Origin of the sequence: Agitococcus lubricus, from assembly GCF_003051055.1 — a bacterium.
Taxonomy (GTDB): Bacteria; Pseudomonadota; Gammaproteobacteria; order Pseudomonadales; family Moraxellaceae; genus Agitococcus; species Agitococcus lubricus.
In genome coordinates, this window is sequence record NZ_QAON01000001.1 from 505766 (window position 1) to 524568 (window position 18803).

Below are 18803 nucleotides of genomic sequence, written 5' to 3' on the forward strand. Positions count from 1 at the left end.
TAAAAATATGAGCATGGAAGAGGCATTGAGGCGTATTGCGGAGTGTAAAAAAAATCATACTTTAGAATTAAATTTATCTAGCTTGAATTTAGAAGAAATTCCTCAAGAATTGACTAGATTAGTATGGTTAAAATACTTAAATTTAAATGGCAATCAACTGAGCAAACTAGAAGGATTAAACTATCTTTACTTATTGAAAAGCCTTAATTTAAGTGAAAATCAACTAACTAAAATAGAGGGCTTAGAAAATCTTAAATCATTGGAAAGCCTTGGTTTAAGTGAAAATCAATTAACTAAAATAGAAGGCTTAGACAAACTTCAATCACTGACAGAGCTTAATTTAATTGGCAATCAACTAACTAAAATAGAGGGTTTAGAAAATCTTAAATCATTGACGCTCCTTTATTTAGATAACAATCAACTAACTAAAATAGAGGGTTTAGAAAATCTTAAATCATTGACAAGACTCGATTTAGATAATAATCAACTGACTAAGATAGAAGGTTTAGACAAACTTCAATCATTAACAGAGCTTTATTTACGTGGCAATCAACTGACTAAAATAGAAAATTTAGACAAACTTCAATCACTGACAGAGCTTAATTTAATTGGCAATCAACTAACTAAAATAGAGGGTTTAGAAAATCTTAAATCATTGACAAGACTCGATTTAGATAATAATCAACTGACTAAGATAGAAGGTTTAGACAAACTTCAATCATTAACAGAGCTTTATTTACGTGGCAATCAACTGACTAAAATAGAAAATTTAGACAAACTTCAATCACTGACAGAGCTTAATTTAATTGGCAATCAACTAACTAAAATAGAGGGTTTAGAAAATCTTAAATCATTGACAAGACTCGATTTAGATAATAATCAACTGACTAAGATAGAAGGTTTAGACAAACTTCAATCATTAACAGAGCTTTATTTAGATAACAATCAACTGACTGATATAGAAAATTTAGACGAACTTCAATCACTGACAAGTCTTGATTTAAGTGAAAATAAAATTAATTTAGATGTTTTAAAAATTGTTGTATTTCCAGAAAATTTAATTGAATTAAAAATTGCTAATAATCCATTTTGCCAAGAATGTGGTTTGGTGTTAGATGAATATTGGGATGCCAATCATTTAAAAATAATTAAAAGCTTTTTAGCGCAAGAGCATCGAGAACTATCTTTACCTTGTCGCATCATGTTATTAGGTAATCATGCCGCAGGAAAAAGCAGTTTATTGCATTATATTAAGTATCAAACCTTAGCTCAAAAAAGTCGTAGTACACATGGTTTACAAGTAGAGTCATTAACCTTCTCTCAAAGTGCTACCTTACCCGATGCAATATTTTTTGATTTTGGCGGCCAAGATTATTATCACGGAATTTATCGTTTATTTTTGCGTCAACAAAGTAGCCAAATTATTGTGGTTAATCCTAGCTATAACGTTAATCAACTACGTTTAGAAAATTCCGAAACGGTTGATAATCAACAATATACCCAAGATTTTAGCCTTGATTATTGGGCAGCACAGCTTAGTTATTTTCATCATGCAAATGATGAGCAAATAATGAATAAAGATACGTTTTTAGTGCAAAGTTATGCAAATAGTCATCAGCAACAATGGCATTATAGCCATTGCCTAGAGTCTCGTTTGCTACGTTTTGATTATTTAGAGTTAAAAAATAATCCTCAACTCTTAAACTTACAGCATTTTCGCGAAGCATTGTTGCTCCATATTAAAAGCAATAAAAAGACGGTTTTTCAAACAGAAAAAAGGAGTCAGCTAATTAAATATGTACTAGCAAATTGGCATGGGGAAAAAATATCTTCAAAGCCTATCAAAGTTGATACACTCAATCTTAAGTTAAATAAGAAAAAATATCCCTTAGACTGGTTTAAAATAGATTTAAGCCAATTAAGTGCTGCTGGTTTAATTTGGTATGACGAAAAAATCGCAAATGGTGACTTTGTTTGGCTTAATCCTAAAGCTCTAGTCGAAGATTTACATCAACGCGTTTTTAGTCCTGAATGTTTACGCCATGCTAGCCATCAGGGGCGATTAACAGCAAAAGAATTAGAAAAACTAAAATTACATCAGGCAACAATAGAGTTATTACAGTTTTATCGTGTCATTTTTAAGCATCAGCCTAATAAGTTTGATGATCAAAAGATTGAATATATTATCCCTAATTATTTACCCTTATCATCACAGGATAATGCGTTATATAGCTTAAGCACCTTTGGTTTAGAGCAAGCAACTTTTAGACTACGTTTTTTGCATTTTATGCCAATAGGCTTAATTAATCATGTAGTGTGCTTTTTTGGTCTTCAGCCTGATTACAAATTATTTTGGCGTGATTTAATCGTTTTTACCTTATCGGAGGAATTACAAGGGCGTTATCGAATAATGATTAAATTGGATTTTAATCAATTAGAAATACAAGTGTGTATTCAGCCTCAAAATAATAAAAATAAAGAAGAATATCAACAAGTTAAAAAATATTTATTTTATTGTTTAATGCGTTTTTATTGGGATTTATATGCTAATGATGGTGAGCCTGCTACATTTACTCATTTTAGAGCTATATTGATAAATAATGAGCCAGAGTTTGAACATGAAAAAGAGGGGAAACGTGCAGTATGGGGTAATCCTGAATATTGTTTCGGTCGTCCTATATGGTCACGCTTTTATGCGATTAGGCCAAATCGAACAGAGACTGAAAGTTTACGCTTTATTCCTAATGATTTATATGTGTCGATAGGAGCAGAGCATTGGGTGTATTATCATCAATTGGCTCAACATCCAAATAATGAACCCCATATTCAAAGTTATCGCTTAGAAGAAAGTACCCCCAAATTAGCAAAAGTTATCCCAGTCAAACCCTTTGAAATATTTTTAAATCGTGAGTTACGCGCCGTGAAAAAGATTTTTATTTCTTATAGTCGTAAAGATGTTGAATATAAAGATGAATTAAGCCTATTTCTAAAAACCACGTTAGGTAGTCATGGCCATGAAGTATGGGATTGTGGTTTGTTGGAGGAGGGCAAATGGGATGAGCAAATTCAAACAAAATTAGCCGAAGCGGATTTAGTGATTTTTATGTTATCTATTAATTTTTTTGCTTCTAACTATATTGTTAATCAAGAGTTATTAAATACATTAGCTAACATTAATCAGGCAAATGCCAAACAAAAAATTATGTGCATTGTGGTTAAAACTTTTCCTTGGGATAGTTTTGCAAGATTGGCCAAACAAAGTCACGTTGATGATGACAGAATTGGCGAATTAGCAGACATCTATCATCAAAAACCGCAAAAAGAAGACATTACACAATACCAATTTTTACCGTATCGCCGTTTGCCTCAGAGCAGTATTAATGACCAAAAACACGAGTTAATTATGCCGTTGGCGCGCATGTCTGCTGATGAACGTGATGAAGTATATTCTGATATTGTGGCACGAGTGATGAAGGCTTTAGGTATTTAACCTATACCAACCCTCAACAATCTCCACCAATTGTGCCAAACCATCGGTTAACGTCGCAGGGCCGGGTTGCAAAATATCTGCCGATTTAATTTCAAAAATTTGTTGGTTTTGTACCGCTGGCAAATGTTGCCAGCCTTCGCGTGCAGCCACTAGTTCGGGTCTAAATTTTCGCCCACACCAAGAGCCAATAATAATATCGGGTTGTTTAGCAATCACTTGTTGATGGTCAGCCACAATCCGATTTTTTGCTAAAGACTGCCGAGCGTGTTCAGGGAAAGCATATTGTCCACCTGCAATTTCAATTAACTCAGCTACCCATTGAATACTGGTAATAATGGGGTCGTACCATTCTTCAAAATACACAACGGGTTTAACGGTTTGTTGGCTATGTTGTTGTTTTAATTGTTCAATATATGCCTGACGCTCATTAACCCACGCCAACGCTGCTTGTTGTTGGCCAACCATTGCCCCTAATTGCACACACATTGCCAAAATTTCATTAACCGAGCGTTGATTAAAAATATAAACGTTGACCCCTTGTTTAATCAATTCAGCCGCAATATCAGCTTGCAAGTCCGAAAACCCCAATACCAAATCGGGCTTCAGTGCCAAAATTTTGTCAATTTTGGCCGAGGTAAATGCCGAAACTTTGGGCTTTTCTTTGCGTGCTTGTGGTGGACGGACGGTAAATCCCGAAATACCCACAATGCGATGTTGTTGACCTAATAAATACAAAAGCTCAGTGGTTTCTTCGGTTAAACAGACAATACGTTGGGGAAAGAAATCCATGATTATTCCTAAGATTCAAACGGTTTTAAGCCTTGCATCGTCAGCCAGATAAGGTGTAGTCAATGATTGGCGCGGGAGTCATCATACGTTTAGACGCCTTTGCTGCCAAGATATAAAGACATATACCCACCGAGACGCTATAGCCTACGACGGGTTCATTTCAACAGCCCCTAATAGAATCAGATAAAAATGCTCAACTCTCAGTGAATGCGGCAACTATATTTTATGAGTGACAGTATCCTAATAGCAGGTCTCTCTAAGAAAATCACAGTCTATACAAACAAACGTGCCTATAATCCGCTTATTGATTGAAAGCTCGTTGATTAGCTTGACATGGTGCTTCACGCGTTATAGATAAAAATCGTCCCGTGTGCCATCATCAAAACGGCAAAAGACCCTATGTTTAAGAGCATAATAGCTACTTGTCAAACCACTAAAAGTATGCCAAAACAGTAAAAAGAATGCTAAAAATGCGTTCTTTTTGTTGTTAATAGAACATAAAACGGGCTATACACAAAACCCCGCAACAGTACCTTGTTAATTTAATAAGCGATAATAAATGGCTTACGGAATTAACAGACTAAGGAGCAGTGAGTGCCTTTATTGCATAAGATATCTTTATTAAATCAAGAAAAACTATCTCATAAAGAACTATGTTGGCATATCCTTGTCAAATCAGTATTAGTTTATTTTTTGTCTTTATTAGTGCTTGTGTATTTGCCACTCACTGACAAATTAACTCAGCTATGGATAGTAAACGCATTTCTTTTAGGAATTGCACTTAATAATGGTTTGTCCAAATTATATATTCGCAGTATTTCTTTGTTTGTTGGAAATTTGGCTGCCAATTTGAGTGTTTTATATCCTCTGCATATTAGCCTCGCTTTTGCACTGGCTAATACAGTAGAGCTGAGTTTAGCCGCTTTTTTAATATATCGTTATATCCCCCATATATATTACAAAAAAGACCCTGCCGATATCGTTAAAGCCAGTATTATTAACTTGTTATTTGCAGTACCTTGTGGGGCTACTATCGCTACCTTGTCGGTATCATCACTTTGGGCGGGTACAGATTTTGAATTGTTTTATAAGTGGTGGTTTAGTCATGTAATAGGCACATTGTTGGTTTTTTTACCTGTACTATTAATTGCGGCAAGTATTCAGAAAAACACATTTAGTCTAAAAAATATCATATCTATGTTTATGGCTAGTATGTTTTTCTGTTGTTTAATTTTTTTTCTCATAAAAAAAGAGTTATTTTATTTTGTTTTTATTACAGCACCCTTGATTATTTTTGCCTTATATAATGGTGGCTGTAAAACAGCGTTTGTAGGGTTATTTAATGTTATTGTAATCGGTAGCTTATTATGGTTGGGTCTCATCCCAAATGACGAAATATTTACTAACCAAGAAGCCAATAGATTATGGTTGTCTACTGCACTGACAGTATTTTTCCCAACCTTCGTTGGTCTCATCACAGACCAAGTGCGCATACAAAATCAGCAGCTTATTGCCAGTGAGGCACGTTTCAAAAATGCAATGGAATTTGCGGCAACGGGTTTTGTTTTAGTCAGTGCAGAAGCAAAACTGATTGAAGCAAATAGCTTTTTTTGCCGTATGGTTGGGTATAGCCGTGCAGAATTAGAGGTCATGGATTATAGCATTTTGACCCATCCAGACGACTATCAACGCTCACAAGAACGTCTGCAAGGTTTATTAGATGGCCAATACAACAGTTATCGTCTAGAAAAAAGATATATTCATAAATATGGCCATATTGTTTGGGCAGATTTGAAAGTATCTAAATTAGAAGGCGATAGTGATGGCTTAATTATTGTTCAGATTGATGATGTCAGTGAACGTAAAAAACAACAAGAAGAAATATTAAAACTCAGTGACCGACTGAGATTAGCAACCGATGCCGTAAAAATGGGTATTTGGGATTGGCATATCATGTCAGATACCTTAATTTGGGATGAGCGTATGTATGATTTATATCATATTGAACGCTCACAAATCCCCAGTTATGACTTCTGGAGAAGTTTGGTTCATCCTGATGATATCATCACGGTTGACGCGGATTTACATGCAGCATTAGAAAAGGGTGATTACTTTAGTGCATCATTTAGAATTAATGTCAGTGGTGTGGTCAGATATATTAGAGCCGAGGGTATTATTTTACGTGATGGCGAGCAGCAGGCACTGAGGGTTGTCGGTGTTAATTTCGATATTACCCTACAAAAAGAAGCAGAATATGCCCGTGATTATGTCAATAAGCAACGGCAAATGTTAATTGATGCGATGCCAGCTATGATTAGTTACTGGGATACGCAGTTAGTCAATCATTTTGCCAATCATCAATCATGGAGTTTCTTTGCCCGTAGTGCAGAGCAAATACATCAGCAACACTTGTATGATTTATTACCAAACTATGCTTGGTTTGAGCCATATATTCAGCGTGTGTTGGCAAAAGAAAGTGTACAAGTTGAATATAGTCCACCCCATCAAGCGGATAAAACCATTCTCTTATCTTATGTGCCTGATATCGAAAATAATAGCGTCAAAGGCTTCTATTTATTTGCGACAGATATTACGCATCTAAAACAAGCACAGCAGGCCAAGGAGTCGGCACAAGCCTTACTGGTGAATGTGATTGATGCGGCCAGCGAGTTTTCGATTATTGCCACAGACATTGATGGCAAAATTACCTTATTTAGTAAAGGCTCTGAGCGTATGTTGGGCTATCGCGCCGATGAGGTCGTGAATCAGCATACCCCCGCCTTGATTCATAAGGCCGAAGAAATAGCGAGCCGTGCAGCGATATTAAGCGTAGAAACAGGGAAGCAAATTTCAGGGTTTGCTGTTTTTACCCACGATACGCGTGGTGGTGGTGCACATGCGCGGGAGTGGAGTTATGTACGTAAAGATGGCCAGACCCTTCCTGTGTATTTGGTGGTAACCGCTTTACGTGACTCGCATAATCGGGTCACAGGTTTTGTTGGTGTTGCTAAGGACATCAGCGCCGAAAAACGTTTTTCACAAGAGCTGATTAGCGCAAAAGAACAAGCCGAACAGGCCAGTCGTGCCAAAACCGAATTTGTCGCCAATATGAGCCACGAAATTCGTACGCCGATGAATGCGGTCTTGGGGATGAGTTATTTGTTAGCAAATACCGAGCTATCGGTAGACCAAAAAAAATATTTAGAAATGATACGCGTCTCTAGTCAGTCGTTATTAGATATTCTTAACGATATTTTGGATTTTTCCAAAATCGAAGCAGGCAAAATGAGTCTGCATCCTGTCGATTTTTATTTAGATGATACCTTAAATGCACTGGCATCGATTATGACGGTGAACGCGGGGCAAAAAGATTTAGAGTTAGCGATTGGTGTAGACCCTGATGTGCCGTCGATGTTGATAGGGGATGCGTTGCGCTTACAGCAGATATTAGTCAACTTAACAGGCAATGCCATTAAATTTACCGAACGGGGAGAGGTTGTTGTCGCGGTGAGTTTGGTGACACGGCAGTATGACAGAGTACGCTTGCGTTTTAGTGTCAAAGACACAGGCATTGGCATGACACCCGCACAACAAGAAAATTTATTTAATGCTTTCTCGCAAGTAGATGGCTCTATCACCCGACGTTTTGGCGGCACAGGTTTAGGGTTGACCATCTCACAACGGCTCGTTGAAATGATGGACAGTGATATTCAGGTCAAAAGTCAGTTGGGGCAAGGCAGTGAGTTTTCGTTTACGGTGGACTTACAAGTATCGCAACGAGAAGTGCCCGTACAACGTAAACCCAGTATGGGGTCGCTGCGTTTATTGATTATTGATGATAATAAAACCTCATTAACCTTTTTATCGCAAATGATAGCGCGTTGGGGCTGGCAAGCTACCTTAGTTGATACCGCAGAACAAGCCTTGCAGTGGATTGAACGTGAGCAACAAGCGGGGCGTTATTATGATGCTATTTTGACTGATTGGCAGATGCCAGCCATGGATGGTTTGGCCTTAGCCCTCACTGTCAAATCCTCAAAACAACGTGCACCTATTCCTGTGATGATTATGGTCAGTGCCTTTGCGCGCGATACCTTAATGCATCAAAAACAAATTGATTATATTGATGGTGTGCTCATTAAACCGATTACCAGTTCGGTATTATACGATACCTTACATGAAACGCTGAATCAGCGTCGAGGGCAGATTGATTTGCATCGCGTTGTCGCACGGACAACGGCCAATAAACAGTTAGATGGACTACGCTTATTATTGGTCGAAGATAACCATCTTAATCAGGTAGTGGCTAAAAATATTTTAGAGCAGGCAGGTGCGAAGGTTGATATAGCGCATGATGGACAACAAGCCATTCATGCCTTACAACAATATCCTCACTATCATGCCGTTTTAATGGATGTACAAATGCCTGTGATGGATGGTTTTACGGCGACACGCACGATTCGCCAACAACTTCGGTTATCGTTACCTATTATTGCCATGACCGCAGGTGTGATGGACAGTGAGCGTCATCAATGTGAAACGTCGGGTATGAATGGCTTTATTGCCAAGCCTTTAGATGTCAATGAGATGCTGAGTACTATTTTGCGTTTGGCGCATACGAGCGCATGGCGAGAGACGAATACCGTGACGACTACTCAGGGAGGAAAACAAACCATGACAACCGAGCCTAACGTGACTATCCCTCCGATTGAGCAATTTGACCCACAAGCCTTTTTAACGGTAGTGGGGGGTGACCATATCTTACAATACGAGTTAACAGAGCAATTCATCGAGAATTATCAAACGGTTGTCGACGAAGTGAATGCTTGTTTAGCACAACATGATATTGATGGGGCAGCGCGTTTATTGCATACCTTAAAAGGCTTAGCAGGGACATTTAAGGCGAATAGTTTGGCACGCAGCGCATTAGCCTTAGAGCACGAGTTGCTTAAGCATCAAGGTTATGCCAACCAAGACTCCGAGTTAGCAAACTTTCAATATCATGTCACTCAAACCTTAGAACGTATGCAGCAATGGTTGGTCACCCATCCCATACCAAACAACGTGGTGGTAGCCAGCCATGACAGCTTAAATGTGCAGCAATGGCAGGAATTATTGCTACTCTTAGAGCAGCATAATATGAAAGCCTTTGATGTATTTGAGCAGATGCGGTCGACCTTAGTTGGGTTATTACCCACAGAGTTATATACCGAGATTGATACAGCCATGAATAAACTTCAATTTAATCAAGTGAAAAGCAAATTGACGACATGGCATAACACCGTGACCCAGCATTAGAGCGATTGCAGGCATGACAACAACAATAAGGCCTCAGGGATTAATTTTAATTATTGATGATAGTGTGGCCAATATTTTGGTATTAACTAAATTATTGGCGCTACAAGCCGATATTATTTTTGCGACGGATGGCCAAGATGGTTTGCAGAAAGCCTATAGCCAACGGCCAGATTTAATTTTATTAGATGTGTCCATGCCCGACATGGATGGCTACCAAGTCTGTCAGCAGCTCAAAGCCAATCCGCGAACCAAAGATTGCCCTATTATTTTTATTACCAGCCATGAAGGCGACGAGCATGAAGTCAAGGCTTTAGCCGCAGGCGGAGTCGATTTTATTCGTAAGCCCTTTAACCCCCCGATTGTCAGTGCCCGCGTACAGACCCAGCTTGCCATGCGTAAAGCCTTATATGAGTTATCGTTAGCCAAAGAGCAAGCAGAGCAGGCCAGTCGCGCCAAAAGTGAATTTATTGCAACGGTCAGCCATGAGTTACGTACGCCTTTAACCTCGATTTCTGGCGGCTTATCTTTAGTATTAGGTAAACTCAGTGACACCTTAAGTCCTAAAGCAAAATTGTTATTAGAGACCGCCAGCCGTAATAGTGAACGTTTAACCTTATTAATTAACGATATTTTAGATATAGAGCGTATAGAGTTAGGCCAATTGACTTTTGATTTTCAAACGATAGATTTAGTGCAACTGGTACAGCAGGCGATAGTGGCTAATCAAGGCTATGCGCTGAAACACCACGTGCAACTGACGATTACTCACCTGCCTTCATCCCCTGCGTGGGTCATGGCAAATAGTCACCGTTTACTACAAGTATTTGCGAATTTATTGTCCAACGCCATTAAGTACTCCCCGCCACAGGGTCTAGTCGAGTTGAGTTTAGTCGAGGTAGAAAATGCTTGGCGTGTGACCGTCAAAGATTATGGTCGGGGGATTCCTAGCCATTTTAAGACGCAAATTTTTCAGCGTTTTGCGCAAGCAGACAGCTCAGATACCCGCGAGCAGGGAGGCACTGGCTTAGGTTTAAGTATTAGCAAAGCCATTATTGAACGTCATCAGGGGGTGATTGGTTACTGTTCTGAAGAGGGGCAAGGCTCAGCGTTTTATTTTGACCTGCCACTGTTAGCCATAGAAAATACACCCGTCGTACAGCCAACAGCAAATGCTCAGAGCCAATTGCCACACATTTTGCATGTGGAAGACGATATAGACCTGATTCACATCAGTCATGCACTATTAGAGGACATTGCGGATTACAGTTATGCCCACTCCTTGCAGCAGGCAAAAGACAAGTTGGCAAATCAGCATTATGACCTCGTCATATTAGATATAAACTTGCCTGACGGCTCTGGCCTGAGCTTATTGGCAGCATTAACGAACACACCGATAATGCTATTTACGGAACAAGATAATCACATGACGACCCATGAAAATGTATCAAGTGTTTTAATTAAATCAAAAACCAGTAACGAAGAGTTCGTGGCTATGGTAAAAAAATTACTGGCAATCACGCCTTAAGGGCAGCAAAAAAGATAGGACAGGCGCACTCAAATAAAAACAGCGTGTTATTGGTAATCCTTAGATTGAGTCATGATGAGTGAAGTATGCAAATTCCTAAATTGCCTGCCAACGAAGCAGAACGCTTAAAAGTCTTGTATGACTTACAAATTTTAGATACGCCGCGCGAGGAACGCTTTGACCGTTTGGTGCGTATCACCCAATCCCTATTTAATGTGCCCATCGCCCTCATTGGTTTAATTGACGAAGAGCGGCAATGGTATAAGTCCTGTGTGGGTCTACCGAATACCGAAGTCGACCGTAATGGCTCTTTTTGTGCGCACGCCATTTTAAGTCCTGATACGTTGTATATTCCTGATGCCCGTTTGGATAGCCGTTTTGCAGACCATCCTGCGGTTTTGGGCGCGCCTTATGTGCGTTTTTATGTGGGTGCGCCCCTGATTCTCAAAGAGCGTTATTGCTTAGGTACATTATGTTTGGTCGATTATGAGCCGCGCCATTTGAGTGATGAGCAGCTCAAACTGTTACGTGATTTGGCTGATTTAGTACAACAACAACTAGAAACACAATTAAGCCTAGACCTCGAAAAAATGTTGTCTGAGGAAAAAGCACGCCATCAACTCCTATTTGAAACCATGATTGATGGCATTGCGATTATTGACCAATATGGTCATATCGAAAACAGTAATCTGGCGCTACAAACGCTATTAGGTTTAAGTGCGAACACACTATACCACATGCCATTACAACAGCTATTTGCCAGTCACTGCCATCGAGACTATCAAGACTACCTCAACCAATGTGTACAACAATACCAAACAGGGCAAATCAACCATCGTTGTGAGTTACAGATACGACATCAAGAAGGGCATTTTATAGACGTGGAGCTGTTATTTAGCCCAATGCGTTTGCATGAGCGTTTATTGTTTACCGCCATTATTCGGGATATGACCGAACGTAAAGCCATTGAACGCATGAAAAATGAATTTATTTCTACCGTGAGTCATGAGCTACGTACCCCCTTAACCTCTATTCGTGGGGCGATTGGCTTAGTGTTATCTAAAGCCGCAGAAGGCTTATCACCCAAAGCTAAAATGCTACTCAATACCGCCAGTCGTAATAGCGAACGCTTATCTTTATTGATTAACGATATTCTGGATTTAGAAAAAATTGAATCAGGTAAATTAGATTTTGACCTCAAGCCGATAGACCTTGCACAATTAATCCAACAGGCAATCACAGGCAATGAAGGCTACGCGGTGAATCATCAGGTCGCCCTCGTCTTAGCAGAAACCCTCGTAACGGCGCCTGTGTATGCAGATGACCATCGTTTATTACAAGTCTTTTCTAATCTCATTTCCAATGCCATTAAATATTCCCCCCCTCAGGGCAGAGTAGAGCTCCGCTTACAAGACCAAGATGAACAATGGCGTATCGGTGTGCGTGACCACGGACGTGGCATTCCAGAGGCGTTTAGAGAGCGTATATTTCAACGTTTTGCCCAAGCCGATGCCTCAGATACCCGAGAAAAAAATGGGACAGGATTGGGATTAACCATCAGTAAAGCCATTATTGAACGACACGGTGGCAATATCGCGTATCATTCTGTCATTGGAGAAGGGACGGAGTTCTTTTTTACGTTGCCTAAGTTAGTCAGTACGGCGTCCGAAGCCTCGCAAGCACACATTCTCATTTGTGAAGATAATGCAGATGTCGCGTTGATTTTGAGCGAGTTATTGGCACAAGAGTCGATGAGCAGTGAGATTGCCTATACAGCGCACCAAGCAAAAGCCCGTTTGGCACAACAACACTATGACGCCATGTTACTCGACCTCAACTTACCCGACCAAGATGGTATGGAGCTGCTATTAGAGTTACGACAAAATCCTGACTATGCACAATTACCAATTGTTATCGTCAGTGGCCGCGCTGAGCAACATTCTAAACAACTGGTAGACGAAAGTGTGGCCGTGATTGAATGGTTACAAAAGCCCATCGACCGTCAGTTATTACGTCATGCCCTCAATCGGTGTTTAAGTTCCGAAATACAAAAGCCCTCAATTTTACATATTGAGGATGAGCCAGATGTCATTCAGGTAACGCAAATGTTGGTGGCAGAGGTTGCAGACTATTATTTTGCTGTCAGTGTCGAGCAAGCACGTAGCTTATTACAGCAACGCACATTTGATTTAGTCATTTTGGACTTAAATTTACCAGATGGCTCAGGTTTAGAATTACTATCGGCGATTAACGTCAATAGCCAAGTTTTAGTCTTTACTGGGACTGAAATGAGTAGCGTGTTATCGGAACAAATAGGACTGGCCTTAACCAAAGCCAGTACCAGTAATCAACAATTGTTAAATACCATTAAAAAACTAATTGCTAAAAATGAGAGCCAACATGACTGAAGCCGTACGTATTCTATATGTCGATGACGAACCCGATATCCGTATGATTGTTGAGTTCGCCTTAGAGGATGAAGAAGGCTTAGAACTGGTGCTGTGTGCATCAGGTGCAGAGGCCTTAGCAAGGGTTGCTGATTATCAGCCTCATTTGGTGCTGTTAGATGTCATGATGCCCACGATGGATGGGCCGACGACTTTGCAGCAGATGAAACAAATGCCCGAATTGGCTAATACCTTGTTTGCTTTTATGACCGCAAAAGTACAACCCCAAGAGGTTGCTCAGTTAAAAGCACTAGGCGCGGTATCGGTGATTGCCAAGCCTTTTGACCCTATGACGCTAGTAGATACCGTATGGCAAATCCTTAAGGGAGAGTCAAGATGAGCGAACGGCAAGCACGTCTAGAAGAACGTATTCGCAGTGTACAACGTAACTTTATTGCGGCCTTACCTAACTTAATGGCGGATATTAGTGACCGTTGGAATACATTACGCCATACAGGTTGGGAGCGTGCCATCGTCTTAGAATTACAGTCGATTGTGCATCGTTTAGCTGGCTCAGGAGGAACATTTGGTTTTCCTGATATCAGCCGTACCGCAGCGACCTTAGATGTTGCCTTAGGACAAACACTGGCCGATGCAGAGTATGTTGCACCCGAAACCAAGCTCAGTTTAGATACCCAAGTTGACGACTTACTCAGCGTACTGAAGGCGGCTTTAGTGAGCCAAGACGACGCAGGTAGTGAGCCACCGTTATTAACTTCGATGGTGGTAGGCGGTCAAAAGTTAGTCGTGATGATTGAAGATGACGACTTACTCCGTGAGCGACTATCCGCATTATTAGAAAGTGCAGGTTATCGGGTGGTCGGTTTTGCCGCCCCTGCCTTAGCAACAGGCTTTTTACAAGAAGAACAGCCTGCACTGGTTTTATTGGATTTAATGTTTCCTGGTCAGCGTTGGCCAGCTTTTGAAGTGATAAATGATATACGTGGTGAAACAGGCGAACGCACACCCGTCGCCGTGATGAGTGGCCATGTCGATTTTCGTTCACGTTTAGACGCAACCCGTGCAGGCGCAGACGCGTATATTGTCAAACCCATCAATGAGACCCAATTATTAGAGGTCGTTGCCCAGTTAGCCAATCGTCGTTTAGATGATAGTTGGCGCTGTTTGGTGATTGATGATGACACCTTATTATCTGACCATATTGTCGCATGGTTAACCGATGCAGGCATGATTGCTCAGTCGGTGACCTCCGCTCGGGATAGCTGGCTCAAGGTACGTGAGTTCAAGCCCGATGTCTTAGTGCTTGATATTAATATGCCCGAATGTAATGGCATTGAATTAGCCACTATGCTGCGTCAAGATGCTAACACCTCACAATTACCCATTGTATTTTTAACTTCAGATACTGGTGAGCGCACACGACGTCATGCAATGGCAGCAGGTGCAGATGATTATTTGTTAAAGCCCATTTCGCGCTCTGCCTTGGTGCAAGCTGTGGTTGCGCGCGCCCGTTTAGGCAAACGGATGCAAGGGCAAGTAGCACGTGTGACTCAGCAAGCGCCGCAAGGTTATGGTTTGTCACGACACTACTTCTTTACCGAGTTAGAGCGTGCTTTAGATGAAGCAGACGGCGGGTCTGTACAGGCTGCTTTAGTACTGATTGCGCTTACAGAAATGAGCAAAGTCTCAGAGCAACACGGTGCACTCGGATTGGCCGCCCTACAAGAGCAATTGTTTACCCGACTGACTAAATTAAACGTTGATACATGGTCGATGATTGGTGAAAATACCATCGCCTTTTTATTGCCGCGCGATACCATCGTGGCACATAAAAATTATATTAGCCATATCTTAGAAAAGCTCTCCGTTCAACCCTTTGAATTTGGTCAGCATACGATGCCTGCAACGGCTGCCGCTGCTAATTTGCAACTAAGGCAGCCACAAGCCATCTCCTCCGTGTTATTACAAGCCGAACAAATGTTAGGTTTAGCACTGGATGGTGGGGCAGGGACGATTATTGATGGTTTTGTCGGCACATCAAACAGTGTCGATGCAAACAGTGGCCGTTTGGCAGTCAGTCGCTTACGGGCGGTATATCAACCCATTATCACGATTGGAGATAATGAAAACCCGATTAATATGGTACTAGCGCGCTTGAGTGATACAGACGGTAATTTATTACCCGCAGGTCGTTTTTTGTCGGCGCTAGAAAAGCGGGGTTGGTTGCCAGACCTCGACACATGGGTATTTCAACACGCGCATAAATTATTGACCCAAGAAACAGCGATTGAAGATAGTCTAAATTTAGTGATTCACGTTAGTCCACAAAGTCTCAGTAATGCGATTTATATGACGACGGTATTGACACTGTTACATGACCATCCGATGCCCAGTGATAAACAACGTTTGATTATGGCGATTGCCGAAAGCACACTCATTACCCATCGTAATATGGTCAATCAGTTACAACAGGCCATGACGACGGCTGGTGCGAGTATGATGATTACGCAATACGGCGCATCAGGTCATTCGGTATCCTTGTTACAACAAATCAAACCTGCTTTTGTCCGCTTAGATGAGAATTTAAGCCGCCGACTGGAGCAAAGCGATTATTTAGCAGCCGACCGTGTCCTGATTGAAGCTGCAGAAGCAGAAAACGCCATTATTGTGGCTAGCGGTATAGAGACAGCCAGTAGTTTATCTGGCTTATGGAGCAAAGGTATTCGTTGGTTTCAAGGCTATTTTGTTCACGAGCCTGCACCGACTCCCACGACGATATCTACGCTCTAAGGCTGCCAGCAAGAGGGACACACAGTGTCCCTCGCATCACGCTTATTTACGATTACGACCTAAGCGGTCATGGCTAGATACCCATTGGTCAGAGACAATGGCTGACGCTAAAGACAACTCACCACATAATACTGTTGCAGCGACAATTTCGGCCAATTTATGGACCTTGCCTGTGCCATAACAACCTAAGACTTCGAGGCATTCCCGTTGTGTCGCTAAGGCCGTACCGCCGCCATAAGTCGCAACAATCAGCGCAGGGATGGTCACCGAAAAATAATAATCGCCATTTTCCTTGAGTTCACCATGTACGTACCCTGCGGAGGATTCAGCCACATTCGCCACGTCTTGTCCGCAAGCAATAAACATCGCCGTAATCCCATTGGCAAAGTGTGCCCCGTTATTCACCGAGCCTGCGAGCATCGCACCCATATTGGATAACTGCCGTTGTTTAAATAAGGCCGCTCCTGTGGTGTGCATCACGCTTTCAATTAAGGCCGCAGGCAGTGTGATTTCAGCAACTACGCGTTTGCCGCGCGTATGTAAGGCATTGACTTGCGAATGCTTTTTATCGGTATCAAAGTTAGCCGCTAACGAAAAATGTTCTAAGCCTGTGGGTTGCTGGTCTAATATCCACAAACACGCATGGCGAGTTGCTTTGGACACCATGTTCTGACCTGCGGCATCACCTGTCGTAAAACAAAAACGTAACCAACGCATTTTGCCCAGTGCATATTGCTCAATATGACTTAATTGGCCAGCGCGTGTGGTTTCTTCGGCAATGGCTTTAATTTGTGCAAAGTGTTCAGTCACCCACAAACCAAAGTCACGTGCGTAACGTGCATTTTCAAAGACAAAAATGGGCGCACGTTGCATGGAGTCATCAATCACGGTCGTGGTAATACCCCCCGCTTCACGCGTGAGGCGCATGCCTCGACTATAACTTGCCACCAATGTCCCTTCGGTGGTCGCCATAGGGACATAAAACTCACCTTGTGCATGTTCGCCATTGACCAATAAAGGGCCTGCAAAACCAATAGGAATTTGAGCCACACCCGTAAAGGCTTCTATATTGCCTGGCAGTGTTTGTGGGTCAAAAGAATATTGGCTGACATGGCTGAGGCTCACGCCTGTTTCTTCTAAGATGGTGTGTTGACGGGCGGTGGCACTCTCAACGCTATAGTCGTTTTGTGGGTCACGCGGGAGTTTTTTCATGGCGAATCCTTATTTTTTTCTTGATATCATAGGGGGTCTTGAATCGTGTGATGGCCAAAGGCAAAAAAAGACAGATATCACAACCTTGTGTCTATTGAACAAGGCACGACCCAGTCACAACAATACGAACTGACTGCTAATGTGCAACAGTCGTCAGCGATTGTCGATGGAATACATCGTATAGCAAATGACTTTCTTATTTTTATCTCGTGTCAATAAAGAGAATAGCGCAGGCATAAGGCCTAGCTTTTAGACTAGACCCAGAAAAGAGGAGGTATTAAAGCGGGATATGGCTCGTCAGAGCATGGTCGCTTTGACCCTGCTTAGCTAACAGAGTCAAATCACAGGGAAAGAACTATTTTTTGAGGCTACTTTGTTGTTCATCGCTTATTTGGAATCACCAAATCACGTGATTCACGCCGCGTATCCTCTAAAAAATAGTCTCTTTCGCAACCACAATCAAAACGTCAACAGACCCTAAGATTCGGTGAAAGAAAAGGGCGCAGGTGTTTGATATTTACCTGTCATTTGTCGTGTATTTAAGACACGCATAAAACCTAATACGCCTTCATAGGGCGCGCGTCGTTGCACGTAATTAATTGCCCAACTTGGGAATGCTGCACCAGGGTCGACGTAACCTTCAATAATGCCCCGAATTTTATTATTGCCTATGGGCATCAATTTAATATTGATGGTATAGCCTTTAATACGTACATAGGGAGGTTTAGCGGGTAAATAATCGGGTACGGAATTGATTTTGAACAGTGCATAACCCCGTTTGGCATTATAGGGTTCAATCACGGCATGTAATACCGCGTCTCGGTCGGCCAGTGTCGGTGGGGCATTATGGACAATATAATAATAAAATTCGGTCGAAGACACTTTTTTCAGTAGTTTGGAGTCAATGACTTCATAATACCAATCTTTGTAACTCTCAAAATCAAAATATACTTTAGCTAAGGTCTCAAAACTTTCTTCTACCTCATATTCCGCCTTAAACGAGCGTAAGGTTTTGCCTTCTTCGCGTTTGTCGTAGACCTTAATATTGCGCGTTTTATCGTTTTTGATTAAACGCCACTCAGCGGCAGGTAAACTCGGTGCACGTAAATCGTCTAAGTCTTCGTTGGCAGCATAACTGTACGAACTTAACAAAATGCATAAGGCGGCAAGAGCTTTTTTCATACTGTTCAATGACCATTAGCTAAAATTGTGAGACATATCACGCTGCATTCTACGGTTACATGAAATAACACTGTTACGAAAAGCAGATATAGCTGAGCAATTTCTAGAT

Annotated in this window: 9 protein-coding genes; 6 read left to right on the top strand and 3 right to left on the bottom strand. The window is 41.4% G+C overall.

Annotated features, from left to right (window positions below; genetic code table 11):
• Positions 1-7 precede the first annotated feature (7 nt).
• Complete coding sequence (locus C8N29_RS02140; RefSeq protein WP_107864371.1) at positions 8-3490, top strand: leucine-rich repeat domain-containing protein; 3483 nt, start codon at positions 8-10, stop codon at positions 3488-3490.
• Here the strand turns inward: C8N29_RS02140 and C8N29_RS02145 are convergent.
• Positions 3479-4279, bottom strand: a complete 801-nt coding sequence (locus tag C8N29_RS02145; protein WP_204509254.1) for a cobalamin-binding protein — start codon at positions 4277-4279, stop codon at positions 3479-3481. The two genes, C8N29_RS02140 and C8N29_RS02145, sit on opposite strands and share 12 nt — an antisense overlap.
• 594 nt (positions 4280-4873) lie before the next feature.
• Between C8N29_RS02145 and C8N29_RS02150 the strand changes: the two genes are divergently transcribed.
• From C8N29_RS02150 to C8N29_RS02170, 5 genes are all read left to right on the top strand, one after another.
• Positions 4874-9577, top strand: coding sequence for a PAS domain S-box protein (locus C8N29_RS02150; protein ID WP_107864373.1), 4704 nt, complete (start codon positions 4874-4876; stop codon positions 9575-9577).
• 13 nt (positions 9578-9590) lie between these two features.
• Positions 9591-11102, top strand: coding sequence for a response regulator (locus tag C8N29_RS02155; protein WP_107864374.1), 1512 nt, complete (start codon positions 9591-9593; stop codon positions 11100-11102).
• An 86-nt stretch (positions 11103-11188) separates the two neighbouring features.
• Positions 11189-13510 (top strand): ATP-binding protein, encoded by a 2322-nt coding sequence (locus C8N29_RS02160; RefSeq protein ID WP_107864375.1) that lies wholly within the window; start codon positions 11189-11191, stop codon positions 13508-13510.
• On the top strand, positions 13503-13889 hold the full coding sequence (locus tag C8N29_RS02165; protein WP_107864376.1) for a response regulator: 387 nt from the start codon (positions 13503-13505) through the stop codon (positions 13887-13889). The genes C8N29_RS02160 and C8N29_RS02165 overlap by 8 nt, the downstream gene beginning before the upstream one ends.
• On the top strand, positions 13886-16300 hold the full coding sequence (locus C8N29_RS02170) for a response regulator (protein WP_107864377.1): 2415 nt from the start codon (positions 13886-13888) through the stop codon (positions 16298-16300). Before C8N29_RS02165 ends, C8N29_RS02170 begins: the two co-directional genes overlap by 4 nt.
• Before the next feature lie 42 nt (positions 16301-16342).
• Here C8N29_RS02170 and C8N29_RS02175 read toward each other — a convergent pair whose 3' ends face one another.
• Together C8N29_RS02175 and C8N29_RS02180 are read right to left on the bottom strand one after the other, a co-directional pair.
• Positions 16343-17512 carry a hydroxymethylglutaryl-CoA reductase gene (locus C8N29_RS02175; RefSeq protein WP_107864378.1) on the bottom strand — a complete coding sequence of 390 codons (1170 nt, stop codon included), beginning with the start codon at positions 17510-17512 and terminating at the stop codon, positions 16343-16345.
• 477 nt (positions 17513-17989) lie between these two features.
• Complete coding sequence (locus tag C8N29_RS02180) at positions 17990-18694, bottom strand: START domain-containing protein (protein WP_107864379.1); 705 nt, start codon at positions 18692-18694, stop codon at positions 17990-17992.
• Positions 18695-18803: the final 109 nt, after the last annotated feature.